This window comes from Ruegeria sp. B32 (assembly GCF_025141855.1).
Lineage (GTDB): Bacteria > Pseudomonadota > Alphaproteobacteria > Rhodobacterales > Rhodobacteraceae > Ruegeria > Ruegeria arenilitoris.
Genome location: NZ_CP081106.1, coordinates 2839450 through 2855760 on the forward strand (window position 1 = coordinate 2839450; position 16311 = coordinate 2855760).

Sequence of the window (16311 nt, forward strand, 5' to 3'; positions counted from 1 at the left end):
TGTCACAGCCCCCACCCAGTGAACGGCGCCGAGGACCTTCTCCTTGAAATGACTGGACATCAGCCAACGGCACCCTAGTGTCGACCCGTTCAGGAGGAGACCCATTCCATGCGCGATTTCCACGCCCCCGGCCGTTCCGAGGTTTTATCGACCGAAGGGATGTGCGCAACCTCGCATCCGCTGGCTGCAAAGGTGGCGCTGGATATTCTGGGCCGCGGCGGAAACGCAATGGACGCCGCCATTGCCGCGGGCGTACTTCTGGGCATCTGCGAACCGCAGATGACAGGTCTGGGTGGCGACTGTTTCGTTCTTTACAATCGCGCTGGCGAAACGAAGGTGCGCGCGCTGAACGGATCAGGGCGGGCGCCCGCTGGCGCCTCGGTCGAAGATCTGCGGGCCCGTGGGTTGGCTGCGGTGCCACTTGACGGCCCCGAAGCGGTGACGATCCCCGGGGCTGTTGACGCATTCTGCCACCTGTCAGAGGCCGAGGGTCGATTGGGGATCGAGGCCCTTCTTCAACCTGCAATTCACTATGCCGAAACGGGCGTTCCGGTTGCACCTCGCGTCGCGCATGACTGGTCGATCGGGGCCGAAACGCTGCAGGGCGCAGCGCGGGATCACTATCTAATCGACGGCCGCGCCCCAACGACAGGTCAGATGTTTCGCGCTCCGGGTCAGGCAGAAGTCCTGCGTCGCGTGGCCCGAAATGGGCGTGACGCCTTTTATGAGGGCGAAATCGCCGATGACATGCTGGCCGCGTTGAATTCCCGAGGCGGTGTTCATTCGGCCACGGACTTTCACGACACAAAGTTCATCGAAGCCTCACCGGTCGGAGGTGACTACCGCAACGCTGAACTGCTGGAACATCCGCCGAACGGACAAGGCGCGACTGCGATCCTGCTTCTCAACATCCTCAAGCATTTCGACATTGCAGGCATGGACCCGTGGGGCGCCGAACGGGCGCATATCGAAGCCGAGGCGACCAAGCTGGCCTACGATGCACGCAACCGGTTTATCGCCGACCCGGATCAGTCGTCGCGCATGGGACATTTTCTGGCGCCGGAAACGGCGGCAAAGCTGGCCGAGCTGATTGATCCCCGGCGCGCCATGACCGCCGCCGCCCCGCTGACCGAAGCGGTGCACAAGGACACGGTTTATGTCACGGTCGTCGACCGGGATCGTATGGCTGTTTCTCTGATCTACTCCATCTTCCACAGCTTCGGATCGGGCATCGCCTCGGAAAAGTTCGGCATTCTCCTGCAGAACCGCGGATGTGGTTTCAACCTTGAACCGGGACATCCGAACGAACTGGGCGGCGGCAAGCGCCCAATGCACACGATCATTCCCGCGATACTGAAGCAAAACGGCCAGATAGCCATGCCGTTCGGCGTGATGGGCGGGGCCTATCAGCCGACAGGCCACGCGCGCCTGGTTTCCAACCTTCTGGATTTCGACTTGGGGCTGCAGCACGCCGTCGACGCCCCCCGCGTTTTTGCCGACGGTTCGATCTTGAAGATCGAACCGGGCTACAACCGCAGGATCGCGCAACAATTGTCAGACTTGGGCCACAATGTCGTCGAGACGGAAACACCTTTGGGCGGTGCACAGGCGATCCGAATCCATCAAAGCGGAGTTTTGGAAGGCGCTAGCGACCCCCGAAAGGACGGCTGCGCTTTGGGTTACTGACGCCGCAACGGCGTCAGCACCGCATCAGTTCAGTTGGAAGTGCAGCGGATAGCTGCCGTCCTGAAACGGCCCGAACATGTTGGGAATATCAGGATGATCAACAGGTTCGCCTGACTGGTCGGCAATCAGATTTTGCTCTGATACATAAGCCACATAGAAGGATTGATCGTTCTCGGCCAGCAAATGGTAGAACGGCTGATCCTTGATCGGGCGGCTGTCTTCGGGAATTGCCTCGTACCATTCCTCGGTGTTCGCAAATTCCGGATCCACGTCAAAAATCACCCCTCGGAAGGGATGTTTCTTGTGACGAACCACCTGGCCCAGGCGGTACTTTGCATGTGTCTTCAGCATTGTTTCAGCCCCCAAGGCACTTACTAAACCTTTCCGCCGGCAATTGCCAATCATTGATCTGAAATTCCCGGAAACAGTCTGTGAACCTATGCCTGACAGTCGGCGGCCTGCGGCACAGTTTCTTATACGATTGTGATTTCCTCAGCCTGCAATCTGCGCTAGAATAAAGAAAAAAAGGCACGAGGCACATGAGCAGAAAACTTCTCGTACTCTTCGGGGTGCTGTTTTTGGCATCCTGTGGGGGCGGCGCACAGCGTCCGCCCAGCAACCTCAATGACGCTTGCGCCATCGCGCGCGAGCGGCCGGACATGATCAAGGCGTTCAAAAGCACCGAACGCAAATGGGGTGTCCCGGTTCATGTCCAGATGGCAACCATCTACCAAGAAAGCCGCTATCGTCACGACGCGCGGACGCCCCACAAATATGTTCTGGGGGTTATTCCGATGGGCCGTCAGAGCAGCGCCTATGGCTTCAGCCAGGCCCTGGACGGAACCTGGGAAGAATATCAGCGCGAAACGGGGAAGCGGCGCGCCAAGCGTGACCGCATTCGTGACGCGTCAGATTTCGTCGGTTGGTACATGAACAAAAGCAGTCAGAAGATCGGCATCTCGACCAGCGACACGCGGAACCAGTATCTGGCGTATCACGAAGGTCGCGCGGGTTACGCACGCGGCAGCCACTACGGCAAGACCTGGCTATTGAACGTGGCCAATGACGTGGACGCACGTGCGCAGATGTACCAGGCGCAGCTGTCCAGCTGTCGCTACTGAAAGAGCCGCGGGTCAGCGGTTTTCTGACCCGCGCCGCGCCTTGTTCGAAAACAGGCCGCTGTCGATTCTGACATCTTCGTTGAGGGGGCCCAGCAGCACCGTGGTTTGCCCCCCGGCGTTGTCGTAGATGACCCATTTCCTCAACTCGATCGGATTTGCCGTGAACATCAGCTCGATCCGCCCGGACTCGGGGTTTTTCGGGTCCTGCGCGGTGACGACCGTGGCTGTGCCATCAAATGTGTGGCCGACTACCATGTTGGCCTGCGACAGGTTCACGTTGCGCGCCAGAACCAGCGACAGCGGTGTGCGCTTCAACGGGTACTGCTCGGGCGGCTGGTTCGATTTGGGGTCGAACACCATCACGGTGCCGGCATTGGCCAGCACCACCGCGCTGTTGGGCGGATCGTATTCGAACCGCATCTTGCCGGGGCGCTGCAGCCACAGCTTGCCGGTACTCAGCGATCCGTCATCGTTGACTTGGGTAAACGTCGTCTGAACGGCCTTCAGTCCGTTCAGATAGTTCGAGATCTGCGACAAGGGCAGCTTGTCGGCGGCCCAGGCTGCAGGGGCAGTCAAAGCAAGGGCAAGGGCAAAGGCAATCTGTTTCATGACACACAGATATGCGCTCTGCCCTTGTTATTAAATATCCTACTGTTCCGGGACGAGGATTTCGCGTTTGCCCACGTGATTTGCTGCCGAAACAACGCCTTCGTCCTCCATCTGCTCGACCAGCCGTGCAGCCTTGTTGTAGCCGATGGCAAGTTTCCGCTGGATGTACGAGGTAGAACACTTGCGATCCTTGATCACGATGGCAACCGCCTGATCGTACAGGGCATCCTCACCATTGGTGTTACCGCCGGTGTTCAGCCCCAGAACCGCGTCGATATTGTCGGCCTTGTCCTCGGACGGGCCGTCCAGCACGCTGCCGACATAGTCGGGCGGGCCATACTGCTTGAGGTGGTTCACGACCTCCTCGACCTCTTCATCGGACACGAACGGCCCGTGGCAGCGGGTGATCTTGGCGCCGCCGGCCATGTACAGCATGTCGCCCTGCCCCAGCAGCTGTTCGGCCCCCATCTCTCCCAGGATGGTCCGGCTGTCGACTTTCGACGTCACCTGGAACGAGATCCGGGTCGGGAAGTTGGCCTTGATCGTGCCGGTGATGACGTCCACCGAGGGCCGCTGCGTGGCCATGATCAGGTGGATGCCCGAGGCCCGTGCCATCTGCGCCAGACGCTGGATGCAGGCTTCGATCTCCTTGCCGGCCACCATCATCAGGTCAGCCATCTCGTCGACGATGACGACGATATAGGGCATGGCCTTGGGTTCGAATTCTTCGGTCTCGAAGATCGGCTCTCCGGTTTCGTCATCGAACCCGGTCTGGACCGTGCGGCTGAACAATTCGCCCTTGGACAGCGCGTCCTTCACCCGGCCGTTGTAGCCGGCGATGTTGCGCACGCCCATCTTGGACATCTTGCGATAGCGGTCCTCCATCTCGCCGACGACCCATTTCAGGGCAACCACCGCCTTTTTCGGGTCGGTCACGACCGGCGACAGCAGATGCGGGATGCCGTCATAGACGGAAAGTTCCAGCATCTTGGGGTCGATCATGATCAGGCGGCATTCGTCCGGTGTCAGCTTGTAGAGCAGCGACAGGATCATCGTGTTGATCGCCACCGACTTGCCCGAACCGGTCGTCCCGGCGATCAGCAGGTGGGGCATCTTGGCCAGGTTGGCCACGACCGAGCCTCCGCCGATATCTTTGCCCAGCGCCAGCGGCAGCGCATGGGTGCCGTCGCCGAAATCGCGGCTTGCCAGGATTTCGCGCAGGACCACCATCTCGCGGTTCTCGTTGGGCAGTTCGATACCGATGACCGAACGTCCGGGCAGGGTCGAGACCCGCGCTGAAAGGGCCGACATAGACCGGGCGATATCATCGGCCAGCCCGATCACGCGGCTGGCTTTCAGGCCCGGTGCGGGTTCCAACTCGTACATCGTGACGACAGGGCCGGGGCGGACACTCACGATCTCGCCTTTGACCCCATAATCATCCAACACGTTCTCAAGCATCCGCGCGTTTTCCTCCAGCGCTTCGTCACTGAGGTGATGACGCTGAATACCCGACGGGTTCGTGAGCAGGCTGAGCGGCGGCAGTTCGAAATCCGTGTGCCGCTCTTCGAAAGACAGGCTGGGCTGCGCTTCGGCCTGAGCCCGTCGCGACGGCAGGACGTTGCGCCGGACTGGCTGCGCGACAACCGGCTTGCGCGGTTCGGCAACCGGGATTTTCATGGCCGGGCGCGCCTCGGCGATTGGGTCCTCTGCATCCTCAAACACCTGATCGTCGTCGATATCCTCAGGCGCATAGGTCGAGACCGGGTCTTCCGCGAACGTCTCCATATCCGCAGAAGGCTGCGCCGGGTGACCTGTCAACGGCGGCTCGGGCGGGAGCCCGGCGGCAGTCAGCGGAGGTTCGGGCGGAAGGTTGCCCGCTTGCGGCGCATTCAGGATCAGCGGGTCGGGACCACGGCCGCGCCCCTTGGTCAGCGGGCGGTTCGGATCGGGCTCGGGCGCGATTTCACCGGTGGCGACCTTGCGGTTCTGGATCACCGCGGAGATCTTCGAGCGGATCCGGTCCTCGCCCGGCATCTCGCAATATCCGGTAACAGGTTCCGGGTCGACCAGTTCGGGTTCGGGCATCGGCTCGGGGCGGCGGATCAGGCCGGGCATGCGCGCAAGCAGGCCCGTTTTGGCCGGCTCGGGGGCTGCGATCTCGGGCTCTTCAAAGACCGGATCGGCATAGGCCAGTTCATCCTCGAATTCGGCACCGGCGGCTTGGGTTGCCTTGCGTTCTTGCCACTTTTCCCGGCGCGCCTGCGCCGCACGGGCCGTGGCCGAAGCCCCCTGCCCCAGCGCGGTCATCAGCATGTCATAGGCCATCACCAGACCCAGCAGGAAAGACCGGAACCCGCGCCGGACGTCCGATTTGGTGAAACCCAGCACAAAGACGCCCAATGCCAGCATGCCGGCCGCCATTGCCAGCGACATCAGCTTGACCATGAAATGCGACGAGATCGGCAACAGCGTCAGCAGCGCCCCCATCACCGTGTCGCCGAACAGACCGCCCAGACCAAAGCTGTGCGTCGCGCGCCATTCGGCACCGGGCACCAGCGTTGCGGCATAGACCGAGAGGACGGCGATCCAGATCGGCGCGAAAATCAGGCGGGCCACGGCGCGATCCTCGCCGAAATGGCCGGCAAAGCGCACGCCCCAGCCGACCAGCACCAGCGCGATGCCAAAGCTGCCCCAGCCCACGATCATGAACAACGGTGCGGCGATCGAAGCGCCGAACCGGCCCAGCCAGTTCTGCACCGGCGCGTCGGTCGAGACCATCCAGTTCGGATCATCCGGCGTGTAGGACCAGATCATCGCCGCGGCGGCCAGGCCGGCCAAGATCAAGGCGATTCCGATCAGTTCCTTGCTGCGCCGCTCGATCGCGGCCTGGGTGGTGCTGTCCAGCAATGGGTCGCGGTTGCGCGCGTTGTAAGATGCCATGTGCCCTCGTACCTCACGAATAGATGCAGTCGCGGAGCGTGATCAGCCCGCGCTGCATCTCTGTTTTTGGGGCCACCATCGCGACCCTGATAAAGCCTTTGCCCGGGTTCTGCCCCGGATCCCCTTGTGAAAGATATGCGCCCGGCAGGACCCGAACCCCGGCTTCCTGCCACAGCTTCAATGCGGCCTGCTCGCCATCTTCGACAGGAAGCCAAAGAAAGAACCCCGCCTCGGGCGGCATATAGCCCTGAACGCCCGTAAACACCTGATCGGCGATGGCGTATTTTTCCTGATACAGCGCACGGTTTTCCTGAACATGCGCCTCATCGGCCCAGACCTTGGCCGCGGCGGCCTGCAACGGCGACGGCAAGGGCGCCCCGGCATAGGCGCGCAACTGCTTGACCCGCTTGATGCTTTCCGGCCCGCCCGCTATCAGCCCCGACCGCAGCCCTGCCAGGTTCGACCGTTTCGACAGCGAGTTGAACAGCGTGATCCGCTCGGGGTCGGCGCCCAGCTCCTGCGCGACGGTCAGGATGCCGGTGGGCGGCGTATCGCGGAATATCTCAGAATAGCACTCGTCGGCGAAGATGCGGAAATCATACTGCTCGGCCAGCCGGATCAGCTCGGCCCAGTAGTCGCGCGAGGCGACGGCCCCCTGCGGGTTGGCGGGCGAACAGATATAGGCCACGGCGGTGCGGTTCAGCACATCCTCTGGCAGGCCGGCATAGTCCGGCAGATGCCCGGTGGCCGCGGTGGCCGGCACAAAATACGGCTGCGCCCCGACCGAGATCGAGGCCACCATGTAGACCTGATAGAACGGGTTGGGGCACAAAACGATCGGCTGCTGGCCGTTCTTCTGCTCGGGGCAGAGCGCCATGGCGGCGTTATACAACCCCTCGCGCGTGCCGTTCAGCGCCATGATGTTGGTCTCGGGGTCCATCCGCACGCCATAGCGACGGTCGATCCAGTCGGCGATGGCCCCGCGCAGCGCGTCGGACCCCTCGTTCGGCGGGTATTTCTGAAATCCGGCGGCATTTTCCACGATGACATCGGTCACCCAGGGCGGAAAGTCATGCTTGGGCTCGCCAATCGTCATATGCACGACATCACCGCCCGGCACGTGATGGTCGAGCAGGGCGCGTAGACGCGGAAAAGCATAGGCCGGTAGGTTCGAAAACCGCTCGGGGAAATTCATGACTGCTGCCTCGATACCGGGATCATTGGCGCCCCGGTTTTCCAGCAGATTACAGGCCGAACCCCCGCGCGTCCAGACAAAGAGGTTCCGAATCAGGGGATTGTGGCATTCAGGTCAGAACCGCCTCGGCCGCCGCGCCCAGCCGCAAAAGCGCCTCTTCCGAGCCCGGATAGCCCAACATCATCAGCCCGCAGGACGGTATCGTGGTGGGCAGCGACAGCGCCGCCAGCCCCATCAGGTTGCCGATCCGGGTGTTGCGCAGGGCCAGAAGGTTCTCGGTGACGTAGTAGTCATGGTCGTTCATCAGCCGGTCCAGATCCGGCGGCAGGATCGGCGCGGTGGGGGCCAGAACCGCGTCAAAGCCGGCGGTGGCCGCGTCCCAGGCCGACCGGCAGGCTTTCAGCCGCGACCACGCGGCCACGTAATCCGGGCCGGAATGCCCCTTGCCCGCGCGGAACCGTTCAAGGATTTCGGGATACATCGCCTCAGGGTTGGCCTCGATCACGTCACGCCACAGGCCATAGGCTTCGGTGGTGTAGAGAACACCGGACAGGCCCATCGCCTCGGTCAGTTCCGGCACCTCCAGCGGCACGATTTCGGCCCCTGCATCACGCAGGCGGTCCAGCGCCTCGGCATAGGCCTGGCGTGGCGCGTCGCGCATATCGTCCTGCGCGATGGTCTGCAGATCGGCAAACCGCCGCCCCTTCAGGCTGGCGCCCCGCAGATCGGCCGGCGTTCCGCCTTCCAGCAGCGCCAGCATCTGCGCCGCATCCTCGACGGACCGCGCCAGCGGGCCGACCGTGTCGAACCGCAGGCACAGGGGCACCACGCCCTCAAGGCTCAGCCGTCCCGAGGTGGTTTTCAGCCCCACCAGGTCGTTCCACGCGGCCGGAATGCGCACCGATCCGCCCGTATCCGAGCCGATTCCGCAGGCCGCCAGACCAAAGGCCACCGACGCCACCGCACCCGAGGACGACCCGCCCGGAACCGCCTTTTCGTCATTCACGCAGGGCGGCGTCGCGGTGACGGGGTTCAGGCCAAGGCCCGAGAAGGCCAGCTCGCTCATATGCGTCTTGCCCAGACAGACCGCGCCCATGGCCGTCGCGTTGCGCAGAACGGTTGCGTCATGGTCGGGAACCCGGCCGCGCAGCAGGGCCGATCCGGCCTCGGTTCCGATCCCGGCGGTGTCGAACAGATCCTTCCAGCTGATCGGCACCCCATCCAGCAGGGACCGGCGCAGCCCTTGGGCCACCCGTTCCTTGGCCGCGCGGGCTTCGGCGCGGGCGCGGTCATGCGTGACGCGGGCATAGATGCGATCGCGGTGCGGATGGGCGTCGATGGCCGCCAGATAGACCTCGGTCAGTTCCTCGGGATCGATCTGCCCCATGCCGATCCCCCGGCCCAGGTCACATGCCGTCATGGTCAGCCAGTCCTGCATCTTTGCCCCCTTGTCGGAAAAATTCGTGTTTCGGCGACGGTAGCGACAGGACTGCACATGGACAATCCCGAAAGGGCGCGCATATTGCACCGCATGACACAGGTTTCCGATATCTTGATCGTGGGCGGCGGGCTGAACGGCCCCGCCCTGGCGCTGGCGCTGGCGCAGACCGGGCACAGCGTCACCGTGATCGACGCGCTGGCCGAGAAGGTGCGCAAGACCGCGGCGTTCGACGGGCGTGCCTATGCGCTGGCGCTGGCCTCGCAACGGTTGCTGGCCGCGATCGGCATTTGGGAGCGGGTCGCGGACCACGCCCAGCCGATGTTGGAGATCAAGGTCACCGATGGCCATGCGGGCGCAGGCCCGTCGCCGTTTTTCATGCATTTCGACCATGCCGAGATCGAGGAAGGCCCGATGGGCTATATGGTCGAGGACCGTCACCTGCGGCGCGCGTTTCTTGCGGCGATGGAGGCAGAACCGGCGATCACTCGGGTCGATGGCAAAACCGTGGTTGCGCAGGAAACCGGGCCTGGTGGCGTGACCGTGACGCTGGATGACGGATCGGCGCTGTCCGGTCGGCTTCTGGTGGGGTGTGACGGCCGCCGCAGCGGCACCGCCGCCCGCGCCTTGATCAAGCGGACCGGATGGGACTACGGCCAGACCGCGCTGGTCTGCGCCATCGAACACGACCTGCCGCATTACGGCATCGCACATCAGTTCTTCATGCCCCCCGGCCCGCTGGCGATCCTGCCGCTGACCGGCAATCGCAGCTCGATCGTCTGGAGCGAACGCTCTGACACCGCGCAGCGCATCAACGCGCTGGACGAGGCCGAGTACCTTCAGGTTCTGCGGCCCAGATTCGGCGGTTTTCTGGGTGACATCCGCCTGCAGGGCGACCGGTTCACCTATCCGCTGAACCTGACCATCGCCAATTCCTTCATCGCCGAGCGGCTGGCGCTGGTGGGTGATGCGGCCCATGGCATGCACCCGATCGCCGGTCAGGGGCTGAACGCCGGGCTGCGCGACGTCGGCGCGCTGGCCGAGGTTCTGACGCTGGCCGGGCGACGCGGCGAGGACATCGGCTCGGTGCTGGTTCTGGAGCGCTATCAGGAATGGCGCCGCTTTGACACGGCGGCCCTGGCAATGGCGACGGATGTGTTCAACAAGCTGTTTTCGAACGACAATCCGATACTGCGGCTGGGGCGCGACATCGGAATGGGCATCGTGGGCTCCCTGCCCAGCCTGCGCCGCGGCTTCGTGCGCGAGGCCGCCGGTTTGACAGGCGACCTGCCCAAGCTGCTGCAGGGCCGCCCGATCTAGTCGAGCTTGCGCGCCTCATCCACCAGCATCACCGGAATCCCGTTGCGGATGGGAAAAGCCAGACCAGCGGCTTTCGAGACCAACTCCTGCCGCTCGGCGTCATATTCCAGCGTGGTATGAGTCTGTGGGCAGATCAGCGCCTCGAGCATGTGGCGGTCGAATCCCGGTTCCGTCTCAGTCATTGCAATTGTTCCTCGTTTGAACCCCCGCGCAGCGAGAATTCGATCAGTGTGACAAGCGTTTCGCGCCGGGTGCGCAGACAGGGCGCCTCAAGCAGGGCCTGCTTGTCCTCAGGGTCGAAATCCAGAAGCATAGACAGGGAATTGACCAGCAATTCGTCATCCGCCTCGTTCAGTGACTCCCAATCGGTCGACAGTTGGCGGGCGGAAAAGTAACGCCCCAGCAGACGCAGGAAACCGGACCGGTCGAACGTATCGTCTATTTCCCCTTTCCCCAGATCGCGGTCGAACCCGTCCCAGGTAACGGCGCAGCGACGATACGGCGTGAAACCATCCAATTCGGATTGGATGCGAAACCGGGACACACCGGACAGAGTGATCAGATAGCGCCCGTCTTCGGTCTCGGAAAACTGCGTGACACGTCCGGCGCATCCGATCCGATGCAATTTGGTGTCGTCGTTCTGACAAGGGTTCGGCTGGACCATGCCAATCAGCCGCTCTTTGGTTTTCAAGGCGTCATCCAGCATTTGCAGGTAACGAGGCTCGAAAATATGCAGCGGCAGGCGTGACCGGGGCAGCAACAGCGCCCCGGGCAGAGGAAACACGGACACCGTGTCCGGCAGATCGGCGGGATGCATCATGTTTCCGATTCTAGCTCTGATGCGCGGTTAGGCAAATATCATCGAGCTGAGTTTGCGGCGACCGTTCAAAACGATCGGGTCATTGGCCTTGAGCGCATCGAAGATGGTGAACAGCTGTGCCTTGGCTGCGCCATCATTCCATTCCCGGTCGCGGCGGAACAGCTCCAGAAGCTGGTCAACCGCCTCGGCCGCCTTGCCGTTGGCATAGAGCGCCTGCGCCAGGTCGAACCGGACCTGATGGTTGTCGGGATCTGCTTCGACCGCTGCCGTCAACTCGGCCACCGGCCCGGCATTTGCGGCCTGCTTGGCCAGTTCCAGCTGCGCGTGGGCAGCTTCCAACTCGGCCGTCGTTGAAATCTCGGCCGGAGCGCCGTTCAGGATCGCCTCGGCCTGATCAAGGTCACCCATCGCGATATGCGCCCGCACCAGGCCGCCATAGGCCGCGGCATGTTTGGGGTCTTCGCCAAGAATGGCGGCAAAGGTCTGGGCCGCATCCACTGCCGCGCCATCATTCAGCATCTCTTCGGCGGCCTCCACGGCCTCGTCCAGCTGGCCGCCCGGGCTCTGGCCCCCGGCAGCCTCGATCACACGGTCGATAAAGGCCTTGATCTCCGATCCTGGCAAAGCGCCTTGGAATCCGTCAACCGGCTGCCCCTTGAAGAAGGCGTAGACGGTCGGAATCGACTGGATACGCAATTGCGAGGCGATCATCTGCGCCTCGTCCACGTTGATTTTCACCATCTTGACCGCGCCCTTGGCCGCGGTCACGGCCTCTTCCAAGGCCGGACCCAAGGTTTTGCAGGGACCGCACCAGGGCGCCCAGAAGTCGACGATAATGGGCAATTCCTGCGATGCCTCGACGACATCGGCCATGAAAGTGGCCTCGGTTCCGTCTTTGATCAGATCGGTGGCTGCGGGGCTGCCTGCGCCGTTCAGAAGTTCCATGGCATTCACTCTCCGGATTCAGTCTTGCGCCTTATATGCAACCAGCCGACCGGGAAACCAAGGGCCGAGTTGCGGAATCCCGCACCGATCAAAGATCGAAACTGGCAAAGACGGGCGCGTGGTCGCTGGGCTTCTCCCAGCCGCGCGCGTCGCGCAGGACGCGGCTGGAATGGCCGGCGTTCGAGATATCAGGCGTCGCCCAGACGTGATCCAGGCGCCGCCCTTTGTCAGCCGCATCCCAGTCGCGGGCGCGATAGGACCACCAACTGTAGAGCTGTCCCTCGGGGATGTCCTGCCGGGTGATATCGACCCAGCCGCCCGCATCCTGCGTCTCGGCAAGTTGCTCGACCTCGATCGGCGTGTGCGACACGACCTTGAGCAGTTGCTTGTGCGACCACACGTCATCCTCGCGCGGGGCGATGTTCAGGTCACCGACCAGAATGGATTTCTGCGGCTTTTCAGCGTGGAACCAGTCCCGCATGTCGGTCAGGTAATCCAGCTTCTGGCCAAATTTCTCGTTCACCTCGCGATCGGGAACGTCGCCGCCTGCCGGGACGTAGAAATTGTGGATGATCACCCCGTTTTCCAATCGCCCCGCCACATGCCGGGCATGGCCCAGCCCGGCAAAGTCCTGATCGCCCAGATCCGTGATCGGCAGGCGCGACAGGATGGCCACGCCGTTATAGCCCTTCTGACCGCGGGCGATCATGTGGGTGTAGCCCAGTTCCGCGAATCCCTCGGTCGGGATCTTGTCGACCGGCGATTTGCACTCTTGCAGGCAGAGCACGTCCGGCGCTTCTTCCTGCAGCAGCTTCAGCACGATGGGCTCGCGCAGGCGAACGGAATTGATGTTCCAGGTGGCCAGAGTGAAAGGCATGATCGGGGTTCCCTTGTCGCGACTCGGGCAAACTAGCGCGGCAGGTGCCGGGGTGCCATCCGAAAAAAAGCCGGGCCAAAGGCCCGGCAGTCCAACAGGGAGGTACATGTCATGACCCGGACATGCACGGGATGGGATTATCCTAAAGATGCTTCAAGAGTATCACTTTGATCCACATCAATCCACCTATGGTTACGACACCAGTCGATATCCACCAGATTCTGTGACCAAAAGGCGCGCATTGGAGGGATCGGGCTCGATTTTCTGACGCAGGCGGTAGATGTGCGTTTCCAGCGTATGTGTGGTTACACCGGCGTTGTAGCCCCAGACCTCGTGCAGCAGCACATCGCGCGCCACCACGCCGTCGGTCGAGCGATACAGGAATTTGAGAATGTTGGTTTCCTTCTCGGTCAGCCGAATCTTGCGGTCGTCCTCGGTGATCAACATCTTCATCGCGGGTTTGAAGGTATAGGGCCCCAGGACAAAAACCGCATCCTCGGATTGTTCATGTTGGCGCAGCTGCGCACGGATCCGGGCCAGAAGCACCGGGAACTTGAACGGCTTTGAGACATAGTCGTTGGCACCCGCGTCCAAACCCAGGATCGTATCGGCGTCGCTGTCATGGCCGGTCAGCATCAGGATCGGGCTCTTGACCCCCTGCTTGCGCATCAGCCGGCACAGCTCGCGCCCATCTGTGTCGGGCAAACCCACATCCAGGATCACAAGGTCATAGATGGCTTCGCGCGCCCGCTCCATCGCGGATTGGCCGTCGGAGGCTTCGAATACATCAAAGTCCTCGGTCATCACCAACTGCTCGCTGAGCGCTTCGCGCAGGTCTTCATCGTCATCGACCAGCAGAATTTTCTTGAGTTGCGCCATGTCCCGGTCCTCCTAAACCTTTTGCAACACTTGAGCTTGGAAGATGCAATCAACAAGTTTTGCTGCAATGCTCTCACGCCCTCGTGTCTGGTGGGCCGGAAATGTTTCACATTTCCTTTCGAACGGGCTAGGACGAGGGTCGAACGTTACAGGATAACATCAATGAGTCTCATTCCAGACATCACCGAGTTGCTGGCCCGGGCGCGTGCCGACCTTCGGATGGGCGTTCCGGTCGTGCTGACGGATGACGGGGATTTCAGCGTTGTTGCCGTCGCCGCAGAGACACTCAACCCGCAGCGTCTGGCGGACCTGAGGGGGCTTGGCGACACGCCTGTGGTTGCCATCACAGGACGACGGGCCGAAACGCTGAAAGCCCGCGCCTATGACGGTGATCTTGCTCGGGTCGTGATACCGGCCGAGGCTGATCTGGGGTGGGTGCAGGCGGTTGCAGACCCGTCCGATGACCTGAATGCCCCGATGAAGGGGCCCTTGATGACTCAGCGCCAGGGCAATGCGCACCTGCATCGCATCGCAATCGCACTGACAAAATCCGCCCGCCTGCTGCCCGCTGCGGTGGTGGTTGCGGTCGAAAATGGCCGGGCCTTTGCGGCGACACACGGTCTGACCTGCATCGACCACACACGCGCCGCGCCGCATCTGGCCGATCGCAGCCCCTTGCACGAGGTGGTTGCCGCGCGCCTGCCGATGGAGGTGTCCGAGGCCGGTCGTCTGCACGTCTTCCGCCCAGAGGACGGTGGCGAGGAGCACTATGCCATCGAAATCGGCCGGCCGGATCGCTCGAAACCTGTTCTGGCGCGGTTGCATTCGGCCTGTTTTACCGGTGACCTGATGGGCAGCCTGAAATGCGACTGCGGCCCGCAACTTCGCGGCGCCCTGGCCCAGATGGGGGCCGAGGGGCATGGCGTCCTGCTGTATCTCAACCAAGAGGGTCGCGGGATCGGCTTGGCCAACAAAATGCGCGCCTATTTCCTGCAGGATCAGGGCTTCGACACGGTCGAAGCCAACCACCGGCTTGGGTTTGAAGATGACGAGCGCGATTTCCGCCTTGGATCGGACATCCTGAAATCGCTCGGGTTCAGTTCGGTCCGGTTGCTGACCAACAACCCCGCCAAGATCGCAATGATGGAACGGACCGGGATTGCCGTTACCGAGCGTGTGCCGCTGAAGGTCGGGGAAACCGCCCACAACCGGGCCTATCTGGCGACCAAGGCCTCGAAATCGGGCCACCTGCTGTGAGCCCTCTTGATCTGGTGGTGACGCCGACCGGAGTGCGATTCTTCGGCCGCAGGTTTCCCTGCACCATCGGCAAAGGTGGCCTGAGCAACCACAAGCGCGAGGGCGACGGGGCCACCCCCACAGGGCACCACCACATTGTCGGGATGCTGTACCGCCCGGATCGGATTGCGCCGCCCGCCCCGTGGGCTCTGCCCATCGGGCCGGGCGATCTGTGGTCGGATGACGATAGGGATCAGGACTACAACCAGCACGTTCGGGCGCCCTATCCATGCAGTCACGAACGACTGCGTCGGGCTGACCCGCTGTACGATCTGGTGCTGGTTACCGATTGGAATTGGCCCGTCGCCACACCGGGCGGCGGATCCGCGATCTTTCTGCATCAGTGGCGCAGACCGGGTTATCCGACCGAAGGCTGCGTGGCGTTCCAGCGCGACCACCTGCACTGGATCGCGCAGCGCGTCGCACCCGGAACCCGGATCATCATTCCGCGGGTTTGACCCGGTCACCAAAGATGGCCGACCCCACCCGGACATGAGTTGCACCCAGCGCGATCGCGGTTTCAAAATCGCTGCTCATCCCCATGGACAGGCCATCCAGCCCGTTTCGGCGCGCGATCTTGGCCAGCAGAGCAAAATGCAGCGCGGGCTCCTCGTCGACGGGCGGAATGCACATCAACCCACGCACCGGCAGGTCAAGTGATCGACATTCGGCGACAAAATCATCGGCCTCGGCGGGCATAACCCCGGCTTTCTGGGCCTCTTCGCCGGTATTCACCTGAATGAACAGGTCAGGACACTGCCCCAGCTCTTGCGCCAAACGCGCAAGGGTTTTGGCCAGTTTGGGACGGTCGACCGAGTGGATCGCGTTGCACAGCTCCATCGTCTGCCGCGCTTTGTTGGTTTGCAGCGGACCAATCAGATGCAGATCGATATCGGGATAGCTTTCACGGAAGGTGGGCCACTTGCCGGCGGCCTCCTGCACCCGATTTTCACCAAAACACCGGTGACCCTGCTTCAACACGGCCTCGACCCGATCGTTGGGCTGCACCTTGGATACGGCAATCAGCCGGACCGAGCCCTTGGGGCGGCCGGCTGCGGCTTCGGCCTTGGCGATGCGGGCGGTGATTTCTTGCAGCGACATGGATTCCCTCTGTTTCCATTTGTCCGCAGAAAAACACCATGTCGGGACAAAAGAAAAGGGCGGGTCCGAAGACCCGCCCTC

The 16311-nt window shown here is 62.6% G+C and carries 16 protein-coding genes; 5 read left to right on the forward strand and 11 right to left on the reverse strand.

The annotated features are described in order from the left end of the window. Nucleotides 1-108: 108 nt before the first annotated feature. Nucleotides 109-1686: a gamma-glutamyltransferase family protein gene (locus K3752_RS14395; RefSeq protein ID WP_260063603.1), complete on the forward strand. Its 1578-nt coding sequence runs from the start codon at nt 109-111 to the stop codon at nt 1684-1686. A gap of 24 nt (nt 1687-1710) precedes the next feature. Here the strand turns inward: K3752_RS14395 and hspQ are convergent, their stop codons facing one another. Continuing rightward, complete coding sequence (gene hspQ / locus K3752_RS14400; RefSeq protein ID WP_170341320.1) at nt 1711-2037, reverse strand: heat shock protein HspQ; 327 nt, start codon at nt 2035-2037, stop codon at nt 1711-1713. Nucleotides 2038-2225: 188 nt separating this feature from the next. On the opposite strand from hspQ, the gene K3752_RS14405 reads away from it, so the two are divergent. Continuing rightward, nucleotides 2226-2807 (forward strand): lytic transglycosylase, encoded by a 582-nt coding sequence (locus K3752_RS14405; RefSeq protein ID WP_093964271.1) that lies wholly within the window; start codon nt 2226-2228, stop codon nt 2805-2807. Between the two features lie 12 nt (nt 2808-2819). On the opposite strand, the gene K3752_RS14410 is transcribed toward K3752_RS14405, so the two are convergent. The 4 genes from K3752_RS14410 to K3752_RS14425 all read right to left on the reverse strand — a co-directional run bounded on the left by K3752_RS14410 (nt 2820) and on the right by K3752_RS14425 (nt 8992). Beyond that, nucleotides 2820-3416 (reverse strand): outer membrane lipoprotein carrier protein LolA, encoded by a 597-nt coding sequence (locus K3752_RS14410; RefSeq protein ID WP_170342281.1) that lies wholly within the window; start codon nt 3414-3416, stop codon nt 2820-2822. Between the two features lie 39 nt (nt 3417-3455). Then, on the reverse strand, nt 3456-6359 hold the full coding sequence (locus tag K3752_RS14415; protein WP_260063604.1) for a DNA translocase FtsK: 2904 nt from the start codon (nt 6357-6359) through the stop codon (nt 3456-3458). Between the two features lie 13 nt (nt 6360-6372). Beyond that, nucleotides 6373-7554, reverse strand: a complete 1182-nt coding sequence (locus K3752_RS14420) for an aminotransferase class I/II-fold pyridoxal phosphate-dependent enzyme (RefSeq protein ID WP_260063605.1) — start codon at nt 7552-7554, stop codon at nt 6373-6375. Nucleotides 7555-7663: 109 nt separating this feature from the next. Further along, nucleotides 7664-8992 (reverse strand): amidase, encoded by a 1329-nt coding sequence (locus tag K3752_RS14425; RefSeq protein ID WP_260063606.1) that lies wholly within the window; start codon nt 8990-8992, stop codon nt 7664-7666. Nucleotides 8993-9085: 93 nt separating this feature from the next. On the opposite strand from K3752_RS14425, the gene K3752_RS14430 reads away from it, so the two are divergent. Beyond that, on the forward strand, nt 9086-10312 hold the full coding sequence (locus tag K3752_RS14430; RefSeq protein ID WP_260063607.1) for an FAD-dependent monooxygenase: 1227 nt from the start codon (nt 9086-9088) through the stop codon (nt 10310-10312). Here the strand turns inward: K3752_RS14430 and K3752_RS14435 are convergent. The 5 genes from K3752_RS14435 to K3752_RS14455 form a co-directional block, all read right to left on the reverse strand. Continuing rightward, nucleotides 10309-10494, reverse strand: coding sequence for a Trm112 family protein (locus tag K3752_RS14435; RefSeq protein ID WP_093964266.1), 186 nt, complete (start codon nt 10492-10494; stop codon nt 10309-10311). The genes K3752_RS14430 and K3752_RS14435 overlap by 4 nt on opposite strands. Beyond that, nucleotides 10491-11132 (reverse strand): LON peptidase substrate-binding domain-containing protein, encoded by a 642-nt coding sequence (locus tag K3752_RS14440; RefSeq protein ID WP_093964265.1) that lies wholly within the window; start codon nt 11130-11132, stop codon nt 10491-10493. The genes K3752_RS14435 and K3752_RS14440 overlap by 4 nt, the downstream gene beginning before the upstream one ends. Before the next feature lie 27 nt (nt 11133-11159). Continuing rightward, nucleotides 11160-12077 (reverse strand): co-chaperone YbbN, encoded by a 918-nt coding sequence (locus K3752_RS14445; protein WP_170360825.1) that lies wholly within the window; start codon nt 12075-12077, stop codon nt 11160-11162. Nucleotides 12078-12165: 88 nt separating this feature from the next. Then, nucleotides 12166-12954: an exodeoxyribonuclease III gene (locus K3752_RS14450; RefSeq protein ID WP_260063608.1), complete on the reverse strand. Its 789-nt coding sequence runs from the start codon at nt 12952-12954 to the stop codon at nt 12166-12168. Nucleotides 12955-13146: 192 nt separating this feature from the next. After that, on the reverse strand, nt 13147-13833 hold the full coding sequence (locus K3752_RS14455; protein ID WP_093964262.1) for a response regulator transcription factor: 687 nt from the start codon (nt 13831-13833) through the stop codon (nt 13147-13149). Nucleotides 13834-13995: 162 nt separating this feature from the next. Here K3752_RS14455 and ribA point away from each other — a divergent pair, with 162 nt between their 5' ends. Next, nucleotides 13996-15090, forward strand: a complete 1095-nt coding sequence (gene ribA / locus K3752_RS14460) for a GTP cyclohydrolase II (protein WP_170406327.1) — start codon at nt 13996-13998, stop codon at nt 15088-15090. After that, nucleotides 15087-15587 (forward strand): L,D-transpeptidase, encoded by a 501-nt coding sequence (locus tag K3752_RS14465; protein WP_260063609.1) that lies wholly within the window; start codon nt 15087-15089, stop codon nt 15585-15587. Before ribA ends, K3752_RS14465 begins: the two co-directional genes overlap by 4 nt. Here K3752_RS14465 and K3752_RS14470 read toward each other — a convergent pair. Continuing rightward, on the reverse strand, nt 15571-16230 hold the full coding sequence (locus K3752_RS14470; RefSeq protein WP_260063610.1) for a YggS family pyridoxal phosphate-dependent enzyme: 660 nt from the start codon (nt 16228-16230) through the stop codon (nt 15571-15573). The genes K3752_RS14465 and K3752_RS14470 overlap by 17 nt on opposite strands. Between the last annotated feature and the right edge of the window lie 81 nt (nt 16231-16311).

Excerpts from the sequence above, each read along its gene's own strand:
- K3752_RS14395 (WP_260063603.1), top strand. The coding sequence starts at position 109 with ATGCGCGATTTCCACGCCCCCGGCCGTTCCGAGGTTTTATCGACCGAA.
- hspQ (WP_170341320.1), bottom strand. The coding sequence starts at position 2,037 with ATGCTGAAGACACATGCAAAGTACCGCCTGGGCCAGGTGGTTCGTCAC.
- K3752_RS14405 (WP_093964271.1), top strand. The coding sequence starts at position 2,226 with ATGAGCAGAAAACTTCTCGTACTCTTCGGGGTGCTGTTTTTGGCATCC.
- K3752_RS14410 (WP_170342281.1), bottom strand. The coding sequence starts at position 3,416 with ATGAAACAGATTGCCTTTGCCCTTGCCCTTGCTTTGACTGCCCCTGCA.
- K3752_RS14415 (WP_260063604.1), bottom strand. The coding sequence starts at position 6,359 with ATGGCATCTTACAACGCGCGCAACCGCGACCCATTGCTGGACAGCACC.
- K3752_RS14420 (WP_260063605.1), bottom strand. The coding sequence starts at position 7,554 with ATGAATTTCCCCGAGCGGTTTTCGAACCTACCGGCCTATGCTTTTCCG.
- K3752_RS14425 (WP_260063606.1), bottom strand. The coding sequence starts at position 8,992 with ATGCAGGACTGGCTGACCATGACGGCATGTGACCTGGGCCGGGGGATC.
- K3752_RS14430 (WP_260063607.1), top strand. The coding sequence starts at position 9,086 with ATGACACAGGTTTCCGATATCTTGATCGTGGGCGGCGGGCTGAACGGC.
- K3752_RS14435 (WP_093964266.1), bottom strand. The coding sequence starts at position 10,494 with ATGACTGAGACGGAACCGGGATTCGACCGCCACATGCTCGAGGCGCTG.
- K3752_RS14440 (WP_093964265.1), bottom strand. The coding sequence starts at position 11,132 with ATGATGCATCCCGCCGATCTGCCGGACACGGTGTCCGTGTTTCCTCTG.
- K3752_RS14445 (WP_170360825.1), bottom strand. The coding sequence starts at position 12,077 with ATGGAACTTCTGAACGGCGCAGGCAGCCCCGCAGCCACCGATCTGATC.
- K3752_RS14450 (WP_260063608.1), bottom strand. The coding sequence starts at position 12,954 with ATGCCTTTCACTCTGGCCACCTGGAACATCAATTCCGTTCGCCTGCGC.
- K3752_RS14455 (WP_093964262.1), bottom strand. The coding sequence starts at position 13,833 with ATGGCGCAACTCAAGAAAATTCTGCTGGTCGATGACGATGAAGACCTG.
- ribA (WP_170406327.1), top strand. The coding sequence starts at position 13,996 with ATGAGTCTCATTCCAGACATCACCGAGTTGCTGGCCCGGGCGCGTGCC.
- K3752_RS14470 (WP_260063610.1), bottom strand. The coding sequence starts at position 16,230 with ATGTCGCTGCAAGAAATCACCGCCCGCATCGCCAAGGCCGAAGCCGCA.